Source organism: Aquirufa sp., from assembly GCF_044239315.1.
In the GTDB taxonomy this organism is placed as follows: Bacteria; Bacteroidota; Bacteroidia; order Cytophagales; family Spirosomataceae; genus Aquirufa.
Genome location: NZ_JBIIBQ010000022.1, coordinates 24,469 through 48,141, shown reverse-complemented (window position 1 = coordinate 48,141; position 23,673 = coordinate 24,469). Strand labels below are relative to the sequence as shown.

General features: G+C 41.9%; 18 protein-coding genes. 13 read left to right on the top strand and 5 right to left on the bottom strand.

Annotated features, from left to right (window positions below):
- The 3 genes from ACILP5_RS08820 to ACILP5_RS08810 form a co-directional block, all read left to right on the top strand.
- The coding region (locus ACILP5_RS08820) for a response regulator (RefSeq protein ID WP_395618293.1) at nt 1-2,853 on the top strand (2,853 nt) is incomplete at its 5' end.
- Nucleotide 2,854: 1 nt separating this feature from the next.
- Nucleotides 2,855-3,820: a zinc dependent phospholipase C family protein gene (locus ACILP5_RS08815; protein ID WP_395618292.1), complete on the top strand. Its 966-nt coding sequence runs from the start codon at nt 2,855-2,857 to the stop codon at nt 3,818-3,820.
- Entirely contained in the window at nt 3,821-4,336 is a 516-nt protein-coding gene (locus tag ACILP5_RS08810) for a metallophosphoesterase family protein (protein WP_395618291.1), read from the top strand.
- Here ACILP5_RS08810 and mnmA read toward each other — a convergent pair.
- On the bottom strand, nt 4,329-5,471 hold the full coding sequence (gene mnmA, locus ACILP5_RS08805) for a tRNA 2-thiouridine(34) synthase MnmA (RefSeq protein WP_395618290.1): 1,143 nt from the start codon (nt 5,469-5,471) through the stop codon (nt 4,329-4,331). The genes ACILP5_RS08810 and mnmA overlap by 8 nt on opposite strands.
- A gap of 108 nt (nt 5,472-5,579) precedes the next feature.
- On the opposite strand from mnmA, the gene ACILP5_RS08800 reads away from it, so the two are divergent.
- Genes ACILP5_RS08800 through hemF form a run of 3 tightly spaced genes read left to right on the top strand, consistent with a single transcriptional unit; the run spans nt 5,580 to nt 9,664 of the window.
- Complete coding sequence (locus ACILP5_RS08800; protein ID WP_395618289.1) at nt 5,580-6,167, top strand: N-(5'-phosphoribosyl)anthranilate isomerase; 588 nt, start codon at nt 5,580-5,582, stop codon at nt 6,165-6,167.
- A 1-nt stretch (nt 6,168) separates the two neighbouring features.
- Nucleotides 6,169-8,781 carry a transglycosylase domain-containing protein gene (locus tag ACILP5_RS08795; protein WP_395618288.1) on the top strand — a complete coding sequence of 871 codons (2,613 nt, stop codon included), beginning with the start codon at nt 6,169-6,171 and terminating at the stop codon, nt 8,779-8,781.
- Nucleotides 8,744-9,664 carry an oxygen-dependent coproporphyrinogen oxidase gene (gene hemF / locus ACILP5_RS08790; protein ID WP_395618287.1) on the top strand — a complete coding sequence of 307 codons (921 nt, stop codon included), beginning with the start codon at nt 8,744-8,746 and terminating at the stop codon, nt 9,662-9,664. Before ACILP5_RS08795 ends, hemF begins: the two co-directional genes overlap by 38 nt.
- Nucleotides 9,665-9,695: 31 nt before the next feature.
- Here hemF and ACILP5_RS08785 read toward each other — a convergent pair whose 3' ends face one another.
- Together ACILP5_RS08785 and ACILP5_RS08780 are read right to left on the bottom strand one after the other, a co-directional pair.
- Nucleotides 9,696-10,094, bottom strand: coding sequence for a hypothetical protein (locus tag ACILP5_RS08785; RefSeq protein WP_395618286.1), 399 nt, complete (start codon nt 10,092-10,094; stop codon nt 9,696-9,698).
- A gap of 16 nt (nt 10,095-10,110) precedes the next feature.
- Nucleotides 10,111-11,160, bottom strand: a complete 1,050-nt coding sequence (locus tag ACILP5_RS08780) for an o-succinylbenzoate synthase (protein ID WP_395618285.1) — start codon at nt 11,158-11,160, stop codon at nt 10,111-10,113.
- 68 nt (nt 11,161-11,228) lie between these two features.
- Between ACILP5_RS08780 and lpxK the strand changes: the two genes are divergently transcribed.
- The 7 genes from lpxK (at nt 11,229) to mnmE (ending at nt 20,943) form a co-directional block, all read left to right on the top strand.
- A complete protein-coding gene (gene lpxK / locus ACILP5_RS08775; protein WP_395618284.1) occupies nt 11,229-12,233 on the top strand; it encodes a tetraacyldisaccharide 4'-kinase in 1,005 nt (334 codons plus the stop codon).
- 123 nt (nt 12,234-12,356) lie between these two features.
- Nucleotides 12,357-14,201: a putative porin gene (locus tag ACILP5_RS08770; RefSeq protein ID WP_395618283.1), complete on the top strand. Its 1,845-nt coding sequence runs from the start codon at nt 12,357-12,359 to the stop codon at nt 14,199-14,201.
- 23 nt (nt 14,202-14,224) lie between these two features.
- The gene (locus ACILP5_RS08765) at nt 14,225-14,713 is read left to right on the top strand and encodes a gluconate 2-dehydrogenase subunit 3 family protein (protein WP_395618282.1); all 489 of its coding nucleotides are present in this window, start codon (nt 14,225-14,227) and stop codon (nt 14,711-14,713) included.
- 8 nt (nt 14,714-14,721) lie between these two features.
- Nucleotides 14,722-16,428, top strand: a complete 1,707-nt coding sequence (locus ACILP5_RS08760; RefSeq protein ID WP_395618281.1) for a GMC oxidoreductase — start codon at nt 14,722-14,724, stop codon at nt 16,426-16,428.
- Complete coding sequence (locus ACILP5_RS08755) at nt 16,428-19,250, top strand: PD-(D/E)XK nuclease family protein (protein ID WP_395618280.1); 2,823 nt, start codon at nt 16,428-16,430, stop codon at nt 19,248-19,250. The genes ACILP5_RS08760 and ACILP5_RS08755 overlap by 1 nt, the downstream gene beginning before the upstream one ends.
- A gap of 43 nt (nt 19,251-19,293) precedes the next feature.
- A complete protein-coding gene (locus ACILP5_RS08750) occupies nt 19,294-19,578 on the top strand; it encodes an SCP2 sterol-binding domain-containing protein (protein ID WP_395618279.1) in 285 nt (94 codons plus the stop codon).
- 3 nt (nt 19,579-19,581) lie between these two features.
- Nucleotides 19,582-20,943, top strand: a complete 1,362-nt coding sequence (gene mnmE / locus ACILP5_RS08745) for a tRNA uridine-5-carboxymethylaminomethyl(34) synthesis GTPase MnmE (protein ID WP_395618278.1) — start codon at nt 19,582-19,584, stop codon at nt 20,941-20,943.
- 186 nt (nt 20,944-21,129) lie between these two features.
- Here mnmE and ACILP5_RS08740 read toward each other — a convergent pair whose 3' ends face one another.
- Both ACILP5_RS08740 and ACILP5_RS08735 read right to left on the bottom strand, forming a co-directional pair.
- Nucleotides 21,130-22,560: an AAA family ATPase gene (locus ACILP5_RS08740; RefSeq protein ID WP_395618277.1), complete on the bottom strand. Its 1,431-nt coding sequence runs from the start codon at nt 22,558-22,560 to the stop codon at nt 21,130-21,132.
- A gap of 1 nt (nt 22,561) precedes the next feature.
- Nucleotides 22,562-23,671 carry a VWA domain-containing protein gene (locus ACILP5_RS08735; protein WP_395618276.1) on the bottom strand — a complete coding sequence of 370 codons (1,110 nt, stop codon included), beginning with the start codon at nt 23,669-23,671 and terminating at the stop codon, nt 22,562-22,564.
- Between the last annotated feature and the right edge of the window lie 2 nt (nt 23,672-23,673).

The window sequence follows — 23,673 nt, the reverse complement described above, 5'->3', positions numbered from 1 at the left end:
ACGAATAAATTAAACTCTACAGAGACGTATGATGTGAATTTTATTCATCCTGCTGGTGATGGTGGGGTTTGGGTAGGACTTTGGGGGAAAGGGATTAATCTATTCTCGAAGGATAAAAAGTTAGTGGATTATCCTTTTAAGCCCGGTGTGAGGGAGGCTAATTTTAACACCTTAGAGCTCTTCAAATCGGAGTTTCTTTTAGGGACTGCTGGTCAAGGTATCGTTTCTTTTAATCCAAAAACAGGACAATATACGGTACCCTTTACGGAATTAGGAAAATCTAATTTCTTGAATAAATCTATTTCAGCAATTCGAGTATTAAATGGTAAAGAAATTTGGATTGGCACCCTAAGCTATGGTCTCTATGTGTTCGATATAGCGACACATAAATTGCGCCATTATGTTAAATCTGCTGAGTCAGGTGCCCTGAGCTATAATCACGTGAATAAAATTTACCAGGATCGAAAAAATCGAATTTGGGTAATGACACAGGGTGGGGGGCTTAACCTATATTTAGGACCAGAAAAAGGGTTTAAAGTGTATACGGTAAATGATGGATTAGGTAGTAATTCATTACGTGGTTTAGTGGAAGATGCGAAAGGTGATTTGTGGTTTTCGACGAATGGAGGTATTTCTAAAATGGATGCCAAAACCTTAAAATTTGTCAACTTTGAAGAAGCAGATGGACTTCAGGGGAAAGAATTTATGACCAATGCAGTAGCTACTAATACCCAAAATTGGTTGTTTTTTGGTGGTGTGAACGGATTGAATTACTTGAAATCGGATAGCTTACGTATGCGTTTAGAGGTACCTCCAGTTTATTTCACTAAATTAAAAATCTTCAACAAGGACGTGGAAGTGGGGCAGGAAAACTCACCATTAACGGTCGATATTTTATCTACTAAACATTTAATTCTCCAACCTGATCAAACGGTGTTTAGTTTGGATTTTGTGGCTTTAGAGTATCAAAGACCTAAAAATAACCGTTATGCCTATTATTTAGCGGGTTTTGAAAAAGAGTGGAATTTAGTGGGAACACAGCGAACCGTTACCTACACGAATTTAAGTCCAGGTGAATATGTATTCAAGGTGAAGGCTAGTAATTCGGATGGAGTTTGGGCTGAAAAGCCGTATGAATTGAAAATTACCGTATTGCCTCCTTGGTATAGAACCTGGTGGGCCTATGTTCTTTATAGTTTATTTATTGCAGCTTGTATTTATGTCTTCATTCGGGAGGTTAGAGTACGCGAGGCATTTAGGACCGATTTGCGATTAAAAGAGATTGAAAAGGAGCGTATTCAAGAATTGGAGCAAGTAAAGACGCATTTCTTTACGAATATTTCGCATGAATTGAGAACGCCTTTGACGCTTATTACAAGTCCTTTGGAAAAGTATTTTATCTCCAATGCAAGCTTAAATAAAGATCAGAAGACGAAGATTAATTCGATTTACCAAAACGCTCAAAAATTACTCAGACTTATTAATCAACTGTTAGATTTATCCAAAATCGAATCGGGTAATGTGGAGCCTGTCGTGGAGAAGCATGATCTGGTGAAGCAATTGAATTCCATTAAACAGAGTTTTGATGCGTATGCGCAACAAAAGCAAATCAAATTAAAGTGGGAGTCACCGCTCGATTCGTTATTGGTCTATTATGATGCGGATATTGTGGAGAAATGCGTGACGAATTTATTGTCCAATGCCTTTAAATTCACACCAGAGGAAGGAATTATAGGTATACGTTTGGAACTGCACAAAACCTTTCAGGACGCGCAGGAGACGATTTCAAAAGTATCCATTCAAGTGATGGATACCGGTAAAGGAATTAGTGAGGAGCATATTCAGCATATTTTTGATCGATTCTATCAGATTCCCGAGAAAGTAGATCGGATGGGAACGGGAGTAGGGCTTTCTTTGTGTAAGGAACTAATCGAAGTACATCGGGGAACAATTGATGTCCAAAGTGATTTAGGAGCAGGCTCCGTTTTTAAACTACATTTTCCAGTGACTAGGGAGGCATTTGAACCTAGCTGGGTGAGGACTGGAAGTCTTCCGGCAGCCAAAGAGTCAATAGGTCAAGAAGTCGTAACGATACAGCAAGAGAAGCAAATTCTTTTAATCGTCGAGGATCACGAGGAAATGCGCGCGTTTATTCGGGAAATTTTCGAAAAATCATTCCAGGTCATCGAGGCAGATAGAGGAGAAAAAGGGATGGAAATGGCTCTCACTTATTTGCCTGATATGGTGATAACGGATTGGATGATGCCAGGAATGTCTGGAGTAAGTCTGTGTAAAGAGATTCGCAAGAATTCAAAAACGAGTCACATACCTGTGGTGATTTTGACTTCGAAGAGTTCTCAAGAGAGCCAAATCGAAGGGATGCAATCCGGTGCGGATGATTTTATTTCCAAACCTTTTCACGCGGATATCTTAGAATTACGCGTTGCTAAATTATTAGAGGCGAAAGAGCGTATGCGAAAAAGTTGGCAGGATTCGGTGATGAACCAAGATCTGCAAAAATCCCCTGTTTTTGAAGATGAATTCCTATCCAAGGCCACTCAGGTGGTGATTGAGCATTTAGATGAGGCCGATTTTGATGTAGAGCATTTAGAGCAGGCTTTGGATATGAGCAAAATGCAGCTTTACCGTAAATTGAAAATGTTAACTTCTCTAGCGGGTAACGAGTTTATTAGATCAATTCGTTTGCAGCAAGCTCGAGTCTTATTAGAAAAAGGTTCTTTAAACGTGTCAGAGGTAGCCTATCAAGTAGGATTTAACGATCCAGCTTATTTCACCCGTGCCTTTAAAAAACAATACGGTTTTGCCCCTAAAACATTCATTTCAAAAAAATAATATGCGCAAATTATCCTTAGTTCTTGTCTGTGGTTTCTTGGTTTCTTGGGGCTTTTTAGCTCACAAAACTTTACAACAGCTAGCCATCTATCCTTTGCCTTCAGACCTGGGTTTATTCTTTTTTGCAAATCAGGACTACATCGTGCAACAGTCGATTCGTCCCGACGTGCGTCGTAAGGATGACAAAACAGAGGATTCAAAGCATTATTTAGATATGGACGCTGATGTTTTTGGCCCCAATTACCGGACGGATATTCCCCACGATTTCAAGCAAGCGGTGGCAAAGTATTCATTTGATAGCTTGCGAAAGGAAGGTTTAGTGCCTTGGGAAGTGAATCGGGTGTATGGTCGATTAGTTCATGCCTTTAAAAATGAATTGCGCGATTCGGTCTTGTTTTATGCGGCTGATTTAGGACACTACGTGGCTGATGCACACGTTCCTTTACATACAACGAAAAATCACGACGGTCAATTAACGAATCAAAAAGGCATGCATGTTTTGTGGGAGAGTCTAGTTCCAGAAGCACAATTAAAGAATTATGCCTTATTTCAGCCTAAAGTGCCGGAATACATAGCTAAACCGCAGGATTTTATTTTTCAGATTTTATTAGAATCACACGCCATGCTTCCTGAAATGTTCGCAGCTGAAACCGAAGTCCGTAAGACTTTAGGAGAGGAAAAGTCATTTAAGATGGTGGAGCGTTATGGCAAAACACTTCGTTATTATACGGATGAGTTTATTCTAGCCTATGGAAATAAATTAGGAACTTCTATCCCTAATCGAATGATTCAATCTTCTCAAAGGGTGACATCTTTTTGGTATTCAGCCTGGAAGGATGCAGGTTCACCAGCTTGGGTGACGAAAGATATTTCGGCGGAAAAGAAGGCGGCCTTCGAAGCTGAAAAAGCACAATGGAGATCTAATTCATTGATTTCAGCGGGTAAATTGATCTCCTTACACAAGTAAATGCAAAAGATTTTAGTTATTTCTGATACGCACAGCTATTTAGATCCGCGCTTGATTCCGCATGTGGAAGCGTGTGATCAGATTTGGCATGGGGGCGATTGGGGTTCGGTGGCGGTAGCAGATACGTTGATGGGTTTCGGGAAGCCGGTGTATGGTGTCTATGGGAACATTGATGACCGGACGATTAGAAATATGTTTCCCAAAATCGCTCGATTCACCTGTGAGCAAGTAACCGTCGCCATGACACACATAGCTGGTGCGCCCTCGTCCTATAAACCAGATGCTTTAGAGACTTTTGCGATGGGATTGCCGGATATTTTTGTCTGTGGACACTCCCATATTTTGCAGGTAAAAAGGGATCAGAATCGCAACCAGATGTTATTTCTAAATCCGGGGGCTGCGGGACAACACGGATTTCATCAAGAGCAAACCGCCCTACAATTCAAGATTGATGGTAAACGAATCTTTGACATGGAGCTGATTCAAATGCCCCGCATTCACACGAAGATTAAGTAGTTTGAAAAGATTGAACGTTTTCAAAAACGCTCCCTTTCTGGTACGACTTTAAGATCCAGCCACCACCCACGACATCATCCCCCTCATAGAATACGGCTGCTTGACCAGGTGCGATACCAGAAACATCGAAAGCGAAATCGACTTTAATTCGATTGCCCACTTGTTCAACATGGCCAGCTGTTCCCGCGTCCTTATAGCGCACTTTTGTGATGGTTTCTATTCCCTCCGTAGGAATGGAATCGTATTTCTGTAGATTTAATTGACCCACCCACATACCGGTGCGATTCAAATCCTCCACTTTGCCGATCACCACTTCATTGGATTCTTTCCGAATTTCGATCACGAAGGCTGGATAGCCAAAAGCTTTTCCTAAGCCCTTTCTTTGGCCTACTGTATAAAAGGGATACCCCTCGTGTTTTCCGATAATTTTACCCACGGTATCGATGAAATTACCTCCTTTTACTTGCTCCTCTAACTCAGGAACGCGTCTTTTCAAGAATCCACGGTAATCGTTATCCGGCACGAAACAGATCTCGTAACTCTCCGATTTATTGACTAAATCAACGAATCCTCGCTCGGTTGCCATTTCGCGAATGCGAGCCTTTGTTAAATGTCCCAAAGGCAAAATCGTCCGCGCTAAACTCTCCTGGGAAACGCCCCAAAGCACATAAGACTGATCTTTCAATACGTCTACGCCTTTAGAAATAATATGTCGGCCGTTCTCCTCACGGATCTGTGCATAGTGGCCAGTCGCGATAAATTCGCAGCCTAATTGATCCGCACGGCGTAATAAGGCATCCCATTTAATGTGCGTATTGCACATTACGCAGGGATTAGGCGTGCGGCCTTCAATGTATTCGTTCGTAAAGTAATCGATGACAGAATCACCAAATTCTTCTCTGATATCTAAAATATAATGGGGGAAACCAAGGGAAACCGCGATATGTCGCGCATCATTGATAGAATCCAACGAGCAACAGCCGGTTTCCTTTTTATCGCCACCTGAACTCGCGTAATCCCATGTTTTCATGGTCATACCGATGACTTCATAACCTTGCTCGTATAGTAAAACAGCTGCGACCGAGCTGTCGATTCCGCCGCTCATAGCGACTAAGACGCGTCCTTTTTTTTCCATATTTGCTGCTCAGGTTCAATGCCTGACGAAATTATGCCGCAAGTTAAGGCTTATCTTTGTAAATACGTGCACAAAGCGTATTTTTGCTTTATTGTATGAACCCCGTCTATGTTAAAAACCAAAGTGAAAGTTAGTTCGATTGAAAATCTCTCCGATGCGCGCTATTGTGCAGGAATGGGAGTAGAGTGGTTGGGGTTCTCTTTGGCAATGCCTTTAGATAAATTCGTAGAGATTCGAAACTGGTTAGCTGGCGTTCAGATTGTAGGCGAATGTGCTGGACTGAAACCAGAGGAGATAAAAACATTAGTTGCTTCACATCAACCTGATGCAATTGAGATCGATTCGAAGGTGAATTTAGTATTAATTCAAGACATCGATTTACCTAAAATACTTCGCGTAAACATTGATACGGATAATTTGCCTGCTCTATTTGCTTCAGCGGCACCTTATGTCTCTCAATTTTTGCTCACCGGAGATAGTCCGAAATCGTTGGAGGGAATGGAATCCTCAATTGAGATTTGGGCGGCGCAATATCCGATTATTCTTGGTTTAGAGGTGCCAGAGGAAGATTTAGAGGAATGGGTGGAGCAAACCTCTATTCAAGGAATAGGCTTGACCGCAGGAAAAGAAGACCGTCCTGGTTTTCGCGATTTTTCTGATTTAATGAGTATCTTGGAAAAATTAGAAATCGACTAATATGCTAACTAAGGTGAAGGAAACATACGCTCAGGTAAAAGCCTCGATCTCAGGTAAAATGGTCGGATTAGGAGTGTGGTTATTATCTATAGTGAAAAAAGTCCTAGGCGAACGTGCCTATAGTTTTTGCCTTGGTTACCTTGTCTTGGGACAAGTATTCCTACAAACACAAATTCGTAAGGTACAAACTGTTTACGATTCCAAAGTAGACAAGTCCAGTCCTTATTATAAGCCCATCGTAAAGGGGTATAAATTCTTTGCTAAATCAGCTCTTTTTGTGTTGATGTACCTCTTAGTCATTGAGACAAATTTCTTCTTTTTAACAGGGGAAATGCCAAGCGTAGATGACTTACAAAACCCGAAGCTTTCTCAGGCATCCGAGATTTATTCTGCTGATGGTGTGCTTTTAGGTAAGTTTTTCGCAGAAAACAGAACCCCTATCCGCGATTTCAATCAGATTTCACCCTATTTAGTGAAGGCCTTAGTGGCGACAGAAGATGCACGATTTTATGAGCACACGGGGATTGATTTTCAAGCCTGGGCTGGGGTCTTAGTGGGAATTGCTAAAGGCGGCGATCGGGGTGGTGGAAGTACGATTTCGCAGCAATTAGCTAAGAATTTGTTTAAGACTAGAACGAAGAAGGGTTTTGTGAAAACAGGCCTTTTGGGCTATATACCTGGATTAAATAAGTTAATCTATAAGTCCAAAGAATGGGTCACTGCCATCAAATTAGAGCGTTTTTATACGAAGGATGAGATTATTCTTTGGTATCTAAATACGGTTGATTATGGCAATAACGCTTATGGAATTAAAGTAGCCTCTAAGACCTATTTCAACACATCGCCCGATAGTTTGAATATTCAGGAAGCCGCTATTTTAGTGGGTTTACAGAAAGCAACAACGACCTATAATCCGAAGCGATACAAAGGGAAACCTTTGGCAGAAAACAAAGCCTGGAAGCGTCGTAATGTTGTTTTAGCCCAAATGGTGAAAGCAGGTTACTTACGCAAATCAGATTACGATTCACTTGCTGTAATGCCTATTGAGTTGCGTGAAAACGAAGAATCTCCGTATGACGGTACAGGTAATTATTTTAAAGTTGCCGTTGCGAAATACCTGAATGAATGGGCTGAGAAGAATGATATCGAATTAGATCTGTACCGTGACGGTTTGAAGATTATGACTACGATTGATTCTAAAATGCAGATTTACGCGGAAGAATCAGTCGAAGAAGGGATGCGGGCGACTCAAAGGAATTTTGATAATCACTGGGCAAACCAGAACCCTTGGGTAGGCGAAAATGGCCAGGAGATAGCTGGTTTCATCGATACAGTGGCGAAACGTACAGAGTATTACAAGTATTTATCGGCTCGTTTTCCTAAGAATCTTGATTCTGTAAGGCATTACATGAAGGATGTGAAGCGAGATATGTGGGTGTATTCTCGCAACGCGATCGGCGAAGAGAAACGTACGATGAGCGCCTATGATTCGATTCAATATTATAAGAAATTCTTGCAGGCAGGTATGATGACGATGGATCCATTCACAGGCCACATCAAGGCTTGGGTGGGTGGTTTAGATTTTAAATATTTCAAATATGATCACGTAAAACAAGGTCGTCGTCAGCCTGGATCTACCTTTAAACCCTTTGTCTACACCTCCGCCATTGACGGCCCTAAAGACTTGTCACCTTGTTACATGATGCGCGACGAGCCATTTGAGATCGAGGTGGAGAATGCAAAAGGCGAGAAGGAAATGTGGCGCCCAGGTAATGCAAACGGTGGATTCTCAGGCAGAGAAATGCCCATTAAACGAGCTTTAGGCCAAAGTATTAACTCGATTACCGCCCGATTAACTAACGAAGTGGGAGCAGATACCGTGATGTATTATGCCAAGAAAATGGGAATCAAGAGTCCATTAAAGGCGGTCGCCTCTATCGGATTAGGTTCATTCGATGTGAATTTATTCGAGATGATTGGTGCTTATTCTGCTTTTGTAAATGAAGGTATGCACGTAGAACCTATGCTGGTGCAAGAGATCAAGGATCAGAATGGAAAAGTATTGCAACGTTTCGATCCTACGATGGAGCAGGTAATCCGGAAGGAATCTGCCCAATTAGTTCGTTATATGCTGGAGGGAGTAATACACGAAAGTGGTACGGGTAGCTCTCTATTATATGGTGAAGGAGATATTTTATTGCCCAAAGACAATCGCTATGCCCGAGTTTTTGCTGGAAAAACAGGTACTACTTCGAATCACTCAGATGGTTGGTTCATAGGGATGTCGCATAATTTGATTTCCGGCGTTTGGGTAGGGGGAGATGATCGCTCGATTCACTTTAGAACGGGTGCTTTGGGTGAAGGCTCTAAAACAGCCTTGCCTATCTTTAAACGATTTATGATCAAAGTAGTAAAAGATCCGATGTTAGCACAATACCGTCCAGAACCGTTCGAAAAATTAGATAGACGCGTGGTGAAGAAAGAATTTGATTGTTCAAATGGTTCCTATGCCTTACCTGATTCACTTCAAGTATCAGATGCAGAATTAGACTCCATGAACGCCTTATTAGAAAATAATGCAACCGCGTCTGATTCGACAGGTTCCCCTCAGTAAAATGGATAAACACGACATTGCCGCCTATTTTCAAGGCTTACAGGATATAATTTGCGCTGGAATTTCAGCGACAGATGGCGCAGCTTCATTTAAAGAAGACAATTGGAAGCGAGCCGAAGGTGGGGGCGGACGAACTCGGGTTTTAGCCAAAGGCGCTATTTTAGAAAAGGCCGGAGTGAATTTTTCAGCGGTAGAAGGGCCACTTCATCCGAAGATGGTGACTAGTTTGAATGTAACGGAAGAAGTGGATTTTTTTGCCACAGGTGTTTCCATCGTGATGCATCCAGAAAGTCCTTGGGTTCCTATCATTCACATGAATGTGCGGTATTTTGAATTGAGTAATGGGGAGTTTTGGTTCGGTGGAGGAATTGATTTAACGCCTCACATTATCATTCCTGAACAAGCGAAGTGGTTTCATGAGCAATTAAAGGCCGTTTGTGATCGTTTCGATTCAAGCTATTATCCAAAGTATAAGAACTGGGCAGATGATTATTTCTACAGCCCACACCGGGAAGAGACCCGTGGAATCGGTGGAATCTTCTTTGATTATATCAAAGGGGATAAAGAAACGGTTTTTGAGTTTGTTAAGGCGGTAGGTGAATCCTTTGAGCCTATTTACAGTCATTTAATGCGTTTGAATGCGTCTACAGCATACACACAGGCAGAAAAGGATTTTCAATACATTCGCAGAGGTCGCTATGTCGAATTTAATTTAGTACACGACCGGGGGACGAAGTTTGGATTAGAAACAAACGGTAGAACTGAATCGATCTTGATGAGTTTGCCGCCGATAGCTACTTGGGAATACATGTACGATCCACAGGTTTATCCGGAAGGTCAGAAAACGTTTGATTTGCTGAAAAAAGGTATTGACTGGGTATAAAAAAAGGAGCTTCGAAAAGCTCCTTTTTGATTTATTCTGCCTCCCAAACAATATCAATGCCTTTAGGGGTCATTAACAAAACGCGGGTGGGAGCGGGAAGTAAAACTAAGCGGGCATTCGCCACCGGATCCTCGATCCATTCTACTTCTACTCCTTCTTTTTTACCAATTTCGATTTCACCGTCAGCCGTTTCTACGAATTTCTTCGCCAAATAAGCGGTAGGCAATAATACGTCTGATTCTGGGCAGTGCTTCAAGTGAACCTTTTCTAAGATATCCTCTAATTGATCACCGTATTTCTCATTGAAATCATCTTCTAGGTCATGTAGCATCTCTTCTACATCATCATACGTTTCATCCGAGTAATTCAATTTGCTTAATTCTAATCGCTTCTCTAAGATGGCGATCATCGCCTCATCAATCGTATTCATAATAATCGTTTATTTTTCACAAAGATATGTTTTGAAAAGGAGATTCCCTTGGAATTGTCGGTTCAAAACTGATATTTCCTTTCTCGATGGAAAGACCTGAGGCGAAATTATTGGTATACAATTGTCCTGTGCCTAATCCCTGTGGAATTTTAACGGCATAATCCCCGGTCAGTTGAGCGATGGCTTGTAAACCTATGTTGGATTCCAAAGCAGACGTTATCCACCATTCCTTGCCGTTTTCAACAGCCCAATCAATCCAATCTCTAGTCGCTTGTATCCCGCCCAGGAAACTTGGTTTTAAGATGATGTAGTCCGGATTGATAAATGCGGCGATGGATTTATCCTGCATGCCTATGAGCTCCTCATCTAATGCGATAGGAAGAATCTGCTGAGCCACCAGCTTTTTCATTTCCTCGGGTTGACCCGCTTTGATCGGTTGTTCAATCGAATGTAAGTCAAAGGATGCTAGTTGCTCTAGTTTAAAAGGGGCTTCAGCTGGAGAAAAGGCACCATTTGCATCTACGCGTAGTGTCAGATCAGAGGCAGAAAAGCGTGAACGAATGCTTTTTAACAGCGATAATTCGGTCTCAAAATCAATGGCTCCTATTTTTAACTTCAAGCAGGAATAGCCTTGTTGCAATTTTTGCTCGATTTGCTCGCGCATGAATACGGCGCTTCCCATCCAAATTAGGCCATTGATGGGTATCGCTGCTGAACCTTTGGCAAAATCATTCGTGAAGGGCTTATTTAAATCGAGAAGGGCAGTCTCTAAAGCAAAGCGAAAGGAGGGTTGCTCAAAAGGGATTTCAGAGATTAGTTCAGAAATCTCTGAGGGTGATTCAATCCCTTGAAAAGGGGATAGACTCTCGATGAATGCAGGTAAGCAGTCTTCTTGAAACTCTGGACTCAGTCCAAACAAGGGACCCGCTTCTCCGATTCCCACCCGATTCCCATCCGAGACTTCCACATAATAAGATTTCTTTTTCGTTAAGACGCCCCGCGAGGTGCCTGCTTCGAAGTGAAATTGTAGTTCGTGGGGAAGAAAACGGAGACTGATTTTAGACATGATGCAATTTATTATTTTCTATTCGATTTTGTGCCCTCCCGTATTATTTTTAGCTTTAAGGTTATTATATGAAGCAGATAATCACCTTTCTTCCTTCCTTGCTTTTTGGTTTAATTACCTATGTTCGAAATAAACTCTTCGACTGGGGAATTCTGCCTTCTACCTTGTTTGATAAGCCTCGGGTGATTGTAGTGGGGAATCTGTCGGTGGGTGGTACGGGGAAGAGTCCTTTGGTGACTTATTTAGTCCAAAACTGGCGAGGGAATGATCGATTAGGCATCTTGAGTCGTGGTTATGGGCGTAAAACAAAAGGATATGTGGAGGTGAATGTGGAATCGACGGCTGATGAGGTGGGAGATGAACCTTTGGCCTATAAAACGGTATTTCCAGAGCTTCCGGTAGCAGTTTGTGAAAAACGAACAGAGGGTGTGCAACAAATGCCAGAGGTGGATGTGTTATTACTGGATGACGCCTTTCAACACCGTTCCATTAAAGGATCCGTTAATTTAGTATGTTCCACCTTTTCTCAGCCTTTTTATGCTGATTCAATGTTGCCTCAAGGGCGTTTACGAGAGTCTGCGAAAGGAATTAAACGCGCTGATGCTGTTATTGTGACACGTTGTCCGGGGATTCTGACGAAAGAGCAGAAGTCAAATTTTGCACAAGGAGTTTTACGAAATACAAAACAAGAAAAGCCTATCTTTTATACGGGTGTACGTTATGGGAAACCACAAGGTCCACGGGAACATTTGCCTACTAAATGGTCCTTATTTGCTGGAATTGCTGATCCTAAACCTTTTTTTACGCATGCATCTACTTTAGGCCAAATCCAAGATGAAGTCATTTATGGAGATCATCACCGATTTACGGAAATCGAGTTGTTAGAATTAGAACAGCAGGCCAAAATGATGTCAGGCGATGAAGGGTATTTAACTACACATAAGGATTATGTTCGTTTAATGACTCAAATTAAAGATTTACCTAATCTAGCGAATCATTTATACTATTTACCGATGGAAATGTATTTCATCGATCAAGAAGAGCAGTTTTGGGACTGGTTGGGAAAAATTTAACTTTGCAGCGTGAAATATAGATTAATATTTTTATTGTTTTTAGGTTGTTTATCGCCGCTTTTTGCTCAGAGGCCGAGGGTAGGGCAGGTACCCGTGGAGGAAAGGAATGGTTTTCCTGATCCAATGGTACCTAGAGATCCTAATACAGCAAAATCTAAAGACGCTGGTAATAAATCTGGGCGTGCAGCTTTAGACGATTCTACTAAAATGGTTTATGGACCTCAAACCATGTCTTATTTTGTGGAAGATGATGTGTTAAACGGTCGAGGAACAAAAAATTCGGTAGATACCAGTTTATACTTGTTTCACCGCTATTTATTTCAAGAACGATCGAGTTTTTTAACGGCTAATTTGGGTAATGAAGGTACTGCGGTGAGAAACCTATTTGTAAAGAAAGCTGATCAACTAGGTGCTCAAATGGGGTATAATGCCTACCTGCCATATGCTTTTGTCACCGATGAGGTTAAATATTACCAGACTAAATCGCCCTATTCGGATGTGGAATATTACTTAGGCGCAGGAGGTCAAACTCGCCTAAATTTTACTTTTGCCCGTAATGTAGATTCACTTTGGAATATTGGGTTTGAGATTCAGAGGTTGGTTTCAGATAAGTTTTTAACAGATAGTAAGTTTAAAACGGGCAATAAAACATTATCCGAACAGTGGGGGGTGTTATTGCAAACAAATTTCAGAACGCGCAATAATCGGTATCGATTGTTAACACATTTGAATTATTTTGATCTGGGCATTCAAGATCAAGGAGGTATTCAGCTGTTAAAAGGCTTAGATCCCACCACAGCATTGAAGTATGTTGATAATGCAGCGCTTTTTACTAATTCTGGCGTCCAGTCAAAAGATACTTTCATCAAGTTCCATTTCTATCATGAATTTATAGGATTCAAAGGATTGCAATTTTTTCAGCGAATTGATGTGGAGAATCGGTTGGCTAAATTTAGAGATCTTGATTTTGGCGTTAATTTATCTAATGCTTTTTATTCCAAAAATTTTGAGGCGCAGCAGGATTCACTTTACAATGAAAATCAATGGCAATCTTATGCGCACCAGACAGGCATAAAAGGGATTTTTAGAGGATTTAATTACCGTACTTATTTCAAGCAACGTTATTGGGATGTAAATAATCCAATAGCAAGAATAAATCGCAATCGATTAGAGAATTATGTGGGGTTATTTCTACAGCAGCGATTTAATGAAAAAATTGATTTTACGGCGGAAGGAGAATACTTACTAGGCTCCGATTACCGGTTGCAGGCGAATTTTATTTCTCCTTTCTTTCAAGTGAAAGCTAGTCGAATGTCTGTTAGTCCATCTGTGGCCCAAAATTGGAGCTATAATGCTTCTTTTCGTTGGGATCAATCCCTCAAAAATGTCCTTTTTGATGAGTTAACCGGTACGATTGATTTACAAACAAAAGGGGTTTATTTACGCCCAACGGCCACGATTCAGCGAATTGATAACTATGCTTATTTTGATACCTTGGCTAATGCGAAGCAAGTTGCGAATGCGATAGGTGTATTTCGCACGGGTTTTAGTGCAGGAGGGAAGCATGGCAAATTTGAATGGACTTCCCAGGTTTTTGTTAATACGAAGACAGGCCCAGATGTGATTAGAATGCCTAGCTTCGTGGCAAATGCTTCTTTAGGTCTAAATGTGCAGTACAAGAAGTTATTGTATATGCAGTTTGGTCTAGATGTGCACCATCAATCTGCCTATTTTGCGGATGCCTACATGCCTGCTATGCAACAATATCATTTGCAAGACCGCTATGAAATCCCTAACTATATTCAAGTGGATCCCTATGTAAGCTTGCGTATTAATCGAGTTAGACTCTTCTTTAAAATGCAGAATGTGACTCAAGGATTGCTTAATAATAATTATTATACTGCTTATTTACATCCAGCGATGGCTCGATCCTTTGGTTTTGGCGTTCGCTGGTTATTATTTGATTAAAATTCATTAAACCTAGATAAAATATGAAGACTATTTCACGTCGAAATTGGGTAAAAGGAATGGCACTGGCTACTTTAGGCAGCGTTGTTTTTACAGACCTAAAAGCTGCTGATGCGCCCGCCATTAAATGGAGCGCTGATCAAGATGCCTTATTAAATCAATGGATGGGAGTGATTATTCCTGAATCCAGTATTCCTGGGGCTGTATCCTTAGGAGTTCCTGCCTTTGTGAAGACGATGCTTCGCGATTGTTATGAACCCTCGACATCTGCAACGTTAACGAAGGCTTTAGCCGCTTTACCTGCCATTGAGAAGGTGTCAGAATCAGAAAAAGAACAATTATTTTTCCAAATTGAAAAAGGTAAAATGGGTTCAGATGCACAGAAAGCGATGGCTACCTTAAAAGGATTGACTATCCGGGGTTATATGACGACCGAATATGTGATGGTGAATCACCTAAATTATGTGATGGCTCCTGGATTTTTCAATGGCTGTGAACCTATTAAAAAATAAATCGACGTATGAATATTTTAACTAATGCAGAAAAACGTACGTATGGAGCGATTGTGATCGGTTCAGGAATGGCGGGCGGCTGGGCTGCTAAAGAATTTTGTGATAAAGGAATTAAGACGTTGGTGCTGGAAAGAGGGCGCCTAGTGACGCATAATGTAGATTATCCGACTACGTTAACGAGTCCATGGGAATTCGAACACCGTGGACAGTTAACGAAAGAGGAAGTGGCTGAAAATCCCATTATTTCGAAATGCTATGCTTTTAAGGAAGATGCGAAGCACTTTTTTGTCAAAGATAAGGAGCATCCTTATATCCAGGATAAGCCATTTGATTGGATTAGAGGATACCAAACGGGCGGTAAGTCACTCATGTGGGCTCGCCAAACACAGCGTTGGTCTCAACTAGATTTTGATGGTCCAGCACGAGATGGTTTTGCGGTGCCTTGGCCTATTACCTATAAGGAAATTGATCCTTGGTATTCGTATGTGGAGCATTTTGCCGGAATTTCTGGAAATAAGGATGGTTTAGATTCCTTACCAGATGGAGACTTTTTGCCACCGATGGAGTTGACTTGCGTAGAGAAGCATTTCCAAAAGGAGATGAAGCGTTTGTATTCCGATCGCCATGTGATTATAGGTCGTTGTGCGCATTTAACGGAGCCTCGCGATATTCATATCCAACAAGGTCGTGGAACCTGTATGGGGCGTAATTTATGCCAAAGAGGTTGTCCTTACGGTGGTTATTTCAGCGCCAACTCCTCTACTTTACCTTGGGCTGCGAAGACCGGTAACATGACACTCAGAACGGATTCTGTGGTTCATTCGATCATTTACGATGAAAAGAAGCAGAAAGCGGTAGGCGTACGTGTCGTAGATGCGCACACAAAAGAGATGGTGGAATATTACGCAAAGGTCATTTTTGTGACGGCAGCGGCGATAAATACTAACTTGATTTTATTGAATTCTAAATCAGCTCGTTTCCCGAATGGATTAGGTAACGATAGTGGATTATTAGGAACGCACGTTGCTTTCCATAATTACCGTGCTTCGCTATCTGCGGAATACGAAGGATTTTTAGATTATAAAACGGCTGGCGGACGCCCTAATTCAGGTTATATCCCGCGTTTTAGAAATCTGTATAAGCAAGAGACGAACTTCCTACGTGGTTATGCGGCAGGAATGAGCGGTGGAAGAGGAACACATGCGGACCAAAGTTCGGTAGGTGAAAGCTTGAAGAATTCGTTACTAAACCCGAAGTGGTCGAACTGGTACGCTGGATCACACATGATGGGGGAGACGATTCCGAAGGAAAGTAATAAAGTGACTTTGGACGCTACAAAAAAGGATGACTGGGGAATGCCGCTATTGCACATGGACGTAAGCTACGATAATAACGATGATTTAATGGTCAAAGATTTTATCGATCAATTCACTGAAATGTATGAAAAAGCAGGTTTCAAGAACATCAAAACCCGCGATACGCACGCTCCAGCTGGATTAGATATTCACGAGATGGGTGGAGTGAGAATGGGTTCAGATCCGAAGACCTCTCTTTTAAATAAGTGGAACCAAATGCACTACGTAAAGAACGTTTTCGTGACGGACGGGGCTTGCATGACTTCTACTTCTACTCAAAATCCATCGTTAACCTATATGGCCTTCACGGCGCGTGCGGTTGATTTTGCGGTGAAAGAAATGAAGAAAGGAAATCTTTAATGCAGACATTTTTAGGTAAAACGGCAGATCACCTGTTCCAAGCTTATGGCATGGAAGAGTTGAAAGATATTGCCGTGGTGATGCCCTCCCAGCGGGGTATCCTTTACCTGAAAAAGGAATTAGCGATCAGAGGGGATAGACCATTTTTGTCCCCTTCTTTTTTTACGATTGAGGAGTTTGCTTTGCAGATGACGGATTCCGTTCTGGAAGATCCGATTGATTTATTGTTCGAGGCCTATGCCTGTTTTAAGGAAGTAGATCCTAAGATTGATTTTGACCGTTTTGTTACCTGGGGCCAAATGATGTTAAAGGACTTCGACACGCTCGATCTTTACTTAGTAGATCCTTCGGCTTTATTTTCTTTTTTATCCGAGGCGAAATCAATTGAACGTTGGGGGCAAGAGTATGGTCAGGATCAGGCGGATGGGTGGATTACTCCTAATACCCAGGCCTATTTTAAGCTGTATGATTCGCTTTTAGAGGTCTATATACGCTTGAAAAGTCGCTTAGAAACGAAAGGGACGACTTATCGGGGGCTTGCGTATCGAAAATTAGTGGAACTTTTAGAGGCCGGTAAATCGCTGGGCTTTAAGCAGATTTATTTTGTCGGATTTAATGCCTTGTCTAAATCAGAGGAGACCATTATTCGTTTGCTTTTGAGAGAGAATGTGGCGCAGACGCTTTGGGATGTAGATGAATATTACCTTAAAAATAAGCACCACCGGGCGGGGAACTGGTTGAGAGATTATGCTAATCCGGGAAGTCCTGGTTATTTATCTCGTGGACCTTTTCATTGGGTGGAGCGTGATTTAATGGATAAGCCGAAGCAGGTGGAGATTATCGGTTTAGCGAATCCATCTGCACAGATTTTTGTGGCTTTGGAACAGATAAGGGCTTGGCAAGCGGAACATGGTGAGCTGGAGCAAGTGGCTTTGGTTTTAGGCGATGAGAGCCTTTTGGATTCTTTATTGCCCTATTTAGGAGAATTTAAAGATCGCTTGAATATTACGATGGGCTATTCTTTGAAGAAGTCCCAGGTTTTCTCCTTGATAGAGATGTGGTGGGCTTTAGTGCCGCTTGAGAAATATCCGGTCGCCTTAGTTAAGTCTTTGAAAGAGCATCCATTAATGCACTCCATTCCGCTTCCTTCGTGGAGGGAATCTGATTTGTACCTTTCTCAGGTTCCAGTAGGAGGGAATATTTTTATTTCCGCTTCCTCTAGCTTTCAGGAATGCCTAAGACCGCTTATTCAGCTATTAACTAGTATTTTATACAAGACGGATAAGGACGATTGGGATGCGGAATCTCAGGCCATTTTGCAGGCTTTAATCGTATTAGATAAGTTAGAAGAGATCGCAAAAGCGAATCCGTTTATTTCTATCAAAAGTGGCCATGCGCTCTGTAAACAGCTATTGCAACAGCAGAAAATGACCTTCGAAGGGGCTGAAAATCGCTCTCTTCACGTGATGGGATTGTTAGAAACGAGGACTTTGGATTTTGATCGGGTGATTGTGCTATCCTTGAATGAAGGCAGTCTGCCGGGTACGCGTAAGCGAGAAAGTTTGATACCGGTGGATATTGCGAATATGTCCGCCTTCTCACTACCAACTTTTACTCAGGCGGATGCCGTGACGAGCTATCACTTTTATCGATTATTACAGCGGCCTAAAGAAGCCATGTTAGTTTATGTGCAGAATGATTCTTCTTCTGCGGAGGTGAGTCGTTTTATACGTCAGATTCGCTATGATTGGGCCAAAACTAATCCGCATTTGATTTTGACGGAGCCAGCAGTGAAATTTAGTTCGGATACGGTAGTGGATGGTGAAGTGGAATTAAAGATTGAAAAAACGCCCGAATTGATTGCTCAAATTAAGGATTTGTTAGTGAAACGCGGGTTATCGCCCTCTTCGGTGGCGATGTTTGCGAGTTGTTCTTTGAAGTATTATTTCTCCCAAATCGTGAACCTTCAACAAGAGAAGCAGCGAGATGATGAGATGGGAGCAGATGTTTTTGGTACGTGGGTACACAAGGTGTTGGAATTGCTTGATAAAAAATTGATTGCGAACGGTGGCTGGGAAGACGGGCTTTCCGTCGCACAAAAGAAAGAGTTAATTGCCCCTCTATTGGTAGAGGCGATGGAAGCCATTAAGGAGCGAGAGGGGAATTTTGAGGTAGAGAAAGGATTTAATTATGTGCTTCAGGAGGTTGCCAAAACCCTTTTAGGCACCTATTTCGATGAATCATCCGCCTGGTATGAGGAGCGAATTAAGTTATTAGCTGTAGAGGAAGTAGTGGAAACGCTCGTTTCTGTCCCTGTAGGTTCAGAGATGTGGCCTATACGAATGAAAGGGCGGATCGACCGAATAGATCTGAAAGCAGATTCTGTATTGCGGATTGTCGATTATAAGACGGGAAAAGTAGTCAAGAAAGACGTCGATGCGGGTGAAAGTTTAGGAGAAACGCTTCGCGAGGAGGAAATGAAGGCCAAACTTTTTCAGTTGTGGATGTATAAATTCTTAGTGGCTAAAGAGTTGCAAAAATCTTCGGAGGCGAGAATTCCTAGTTTGCAGGGTCTAGATGCTGAGAGATTACTGATTCAACCCGGTATCATTTCATTCCGCAATTTTCAAGATAAATTGATTTCAGCTCCTTTAGAATTTATAGAAGGAGAATCAGTTGCCTCCTTCCTTCGGGAATCGGAGGAATTGGTGGGTTTTTGGGTGAACGCATTAATCTCCAAAGAAACCGCCTTTGAAAAAACGGTGAATTTAGATCAATGTACCTACTGTGATTTCACCTCAATTTGCCACAGAAATGTGTAGTTTGATGAAAATCAACTAATTTTGAATCCTAATTAATCAACATATGACATTTCAAGAAATCAACGAACGAATTATTGAATTAGCTGCCCAAAAAGGCGGCCAAGGCGTTTCATTTAAGTTTGCTTTCCCAGGAGGCATCATCGTGGTAGGAGCAGATGGATCAGTATCTAACGAAAATTTAGATTCGGATTGTACGATCTCTACAACAGAAGAAACATTCACTTCTATTTTAAAAGGTGAATTGAATTCTATGATGGCGGTAATGACCGGAAAAGTGAAAATCTCTGGCGATATGTCTGTCGCAATGAAGTTGACAAACTTACTGTAATTCATGAATTTTAGCGATACTATTGTCGCCTTAGCGACGCCCGCAGGGGTAGGAGCGATCGGGGTAATACGGCTTTCAGGAGATCGAGCGATCGAGATCGTGAATGAAGTATTTAAGCCCAAAGATCTTTCCACCCAAGCTTCTCACACGATTCATTATGGTCGTATTGAGTCAGCTGGGCGTGTCTATGACGAAGTGGTCGCTAGTTTATACATTGCACCTCATTCATACACGAAAGAAAACGTGGTCGAAATTTCCTGCCACGGATCTCCTTTCATCCAAGAGAGTATCCTTCAATTGTTTGTAGAACAGGGGGCTCGCTTCGCTCGCCCTGGCGAATTCACCCAGCGCGCTTTCCTAAACGGAGCTTTCGACCTAGCACAAGCCGAAGCCGTAGCAGACGTGATCGCAGCTGATTCTGCTGCCGCACAAAATGCGGCATTACACCAATTACGAGGAGGTTTTTCGAAAGAACTCGCCGCTTTACGCGAAGAATTAATCCATTTTGCGTCCTTAATTGAACTCGAATTAGACTTCGGCGAAGAGGACGTTGAATTTGCTAATCGCCAGGATTTAGAAGATTTGGTGAATCAATTATTAGCGAATATTCGTCCTTTAGTGGCGAGTTTCAGAACCGGAAATGCGGTAAAGAATGGAGTAGCTACTGTTATTGTGGGGAAACCCAATGCCGGAAAATCAACGTTATTAAATGCCCTATTAAACGAAGATAGAGCCATTGTGTCCGATATCGCTGGAACGACGCGCGACAGTCTAGAGGACGAATGGACTTTAGGCGGAATCAAATTTCGCTTAGTAGATACGGCTGGGTTACGGGAGACGACGGATGTCATCGAGGCACTAGGAGTGGAGAGAACGCAGGCGTGGGTGAAAAAGGCGCAGGTAGTGATTTACATGGCGGATGCCACATCTGAAACGCCTGCTGGATTTGCGGCCGGTGTGGAAGCACTAGGGTCTTTAGATATTCCTGTGATTAAGTTGTTGAATAAGGTGGATCAGATTGCTGATTTGTCTGCATTTCAATCGGCAATCCCTGATTTGATAGCTATTTCTGCCAAGAACCGCGAAGGACTAAACGACCTTGAAACCGCTCTATTAAACGTAATTGGTTTAGATCAAGTCAGTACTAGCGGAACTTTAGTGACGAATCTTCGCCACTACCAGCAGCTATTGCAGACGCAAGAAACGCTAGAAGGTGTTCTTGCAGCATTAAAGACAGGTTTGACTGGCGATCTCATCGCACAAGACCTTCGCTATGCCCTTCATCATCTAGGTGAGATTACGGGGCAGATATCGAATGATGATTTGCTGAAGAATATTTTTGGGAAGTTTTGTATTGGCAAATAATTTCTGCGAAGCAGAAATTATTTGCAAAGTATAGAGCATAAAGCACAAAGAATAAAGTAGGAATAAAAAAAGAGAACGAAAATCGTTCTCTTTTTTTATGGTCCGTTTTAAATATTTCAGAGATAAATCGCCGCAGGCGATACCACCTTTATTCTTTGTGATTTATGCTTTAATCTTTACGACTAATTAAAATAAGTCGTTGAATTTAAACCCGTTGGTTAATCTTTCCTTCCCCAACTTCTGATACTCCGCCAGCGCCCACAGCACAAATTCCTTCAAGAACAATTTATCAGCCGCCTCAATATTTGGTTGATAACGTACGATCAAATCCTCTAAAGGCTTAATATCATTTAATGTCGAAGCATAATCCGCCGCATTGCATTCATCATATAAAACCACACCGCCTTCGGCATAAACAGCTTCCATCAGCACTGCATAAGGACTCTCTTCGATTTTCTTTGAAAGCTTTTCAATTTTGGGGAAAAGACCAGGGAAGAAAGTTTTAATAGCAGAGCCAATCAATTGCTCGGCCACGAATGCAGCGCCTTCTTGCTCACCTTCGTAGACTAATTCTACCTTTCCTGTGATGGCTGGGATGATTCCCATGAAATCTGCTAAACGAACAGTCGTTTTTGATTCCTTATTTAACAGGGCACGTCTTTCTGCCGTACTCACTAAACTTTCTAGCATCGAGATGCTCATACGCGCACTGACGCCACTTTTGGTATCGATATACTCACTTTCTCTAGCCTCAAAAATGATTTGTTCTAATAAATCGTAGGCTAAATTCGGAACATAAACTCGATCAGATTGAGCAACATTAATGCGTGCTTCTTGAGATGATATCTTGCGTGCTATCGCAATGGTTTCTGGGTAATGGGTCAAAATTTGAGATCCAATCCGGTCCTTCAAAGGAGTCACAATGCTACCTCTGTTTGTATAATCTTCCGGATTCGCCGTGAAGATGAATTGAAGATCTAATGGTAAACGCAATTTGAAACCACGAATTTGAATATCACCTTCTTGAAGAATATTGAATAGAGCTACCTGAATACGGGCCTGTAAATCTGGAATTTCGTTAATCACGAAGATGCAACGGTTTGCTCTCGGAATCATCCCGAAGTGAATCACGCGGTCATCTGCATACGATAATTTCAAATTAGCAGCTTTGATCGGATCCACATCACCAATTAAATCTGCTACTGTTACATCTGGAGTGGCTAATTTCTCTGCAAAACGATCCGAACGGTGCAACCACGCAATCGGAGTCGCATCTCCCTGAGCTGCGATTAAATCTTGTGCGAAACGGGAAATAGGAGCCAAAGGATCATCATTAATCTCAGAACCAGCCACGTAGGGAATGTATTCATCTAATAAGTTGATCATTAATCTAGCCAAACGAGTTTTCGCCTGACCTCTTAAACCTAATAAGTTGATATTATGGCGAGATAAAATCGCGCGTTCTAATTCGGGAATAACGGAGTTTTCAAATCCGTGAACACCCTCGAAAACGGTCGTTCCCGCCTCCATGTGCTTGATTAAGTTATCCCTTAATTCGTCTTTAATCGATTTACTTGTATAGCCTGAGGCCTTTAATTCGCCTAAATTTTTGATCATCTTATTTTAGTCTTTTCTTTCTATTCGTTTCGTAATCTTGAAAAATCATTTCGCCTAAGCCCTTCAAGCCAGTATAAAAGGCCTTTCCTTGGTTTGCTTCTGTAAATTTGTCCACAAATTGCTGTAGGTAGGAATCCCTAGCAATCATAAACGTGGTAATCGGAATGTGTAATTTACGTGCCTGCGCCGCCTGCGTGTAACATTTTTCGGTTACATAGGGGTCTAGACCATTACTGTTCATATAATAGGTACCGTCTTTTTCCCGAACACAGCTCGGTTTTCCGTCGGTAATCATAAAAATCTGTTTGTTGGTATTTCGCTTTCTGCGCAGAATATCCATGGCTAATTGCAGCCCCGCCACCGTATTCGTGTGGTAAGGTCCTACTTTTAAATACGGGATATCTTTAATAGAAATACTCCAGGCATCGTTTCCGAAAACCAGAATATCGATGGTATCTTTTGGATAGCGAGTCGTTATGAGTTCTGCCAAAGCCATCGCCACTTTCTTCGCCGGTGTAATACGATCTTCTCCATACAGAATCATGGAGTGACTAATGTCGATCATTAACACGGTACTCATTTGGGATTTGAACTGCGTATCTTCTACCACTAAATCTTCCTCAGTTAGTTCGAATTCGCCTATTCCGTGATTGATTTGGGCATTTTTCAAACTCTCTGTAAGTGAGATTTTCTCTAGACTATCACCAAAATGATAGGATCTAAATTCCCCCGTCATTTCATCCCCTTGGCCAGAGGCCTTGGTTTTGTGATTCCCAGCGCCACTTTTATTTAAGTTCCCGAAAATATTCTCCAAAGCTGTCTGGCGAATGGCCCTTTCGGTTTTGGCCGTAATACCTATCCCAGAACCTCCATTCTCATCTATTTCTTCGCGGATATAACCTTTGGTCTTTAAATCTTCAATGAAATCATCAATGGTATAATTCTCATCCGTCAGCTCGTATTCTTTATCTAATTCGCGCAACCAGTCGATCGCCTCATCAAAATCCCCCGACGTATGTGTGATTAATTCCTTGAAAATCCCGAAAAGCTTATCAAAAGGGGAGACGCTCTTCTCCTCAAACTCCTTAAAATAAAATCCCTTTTTATTCATGT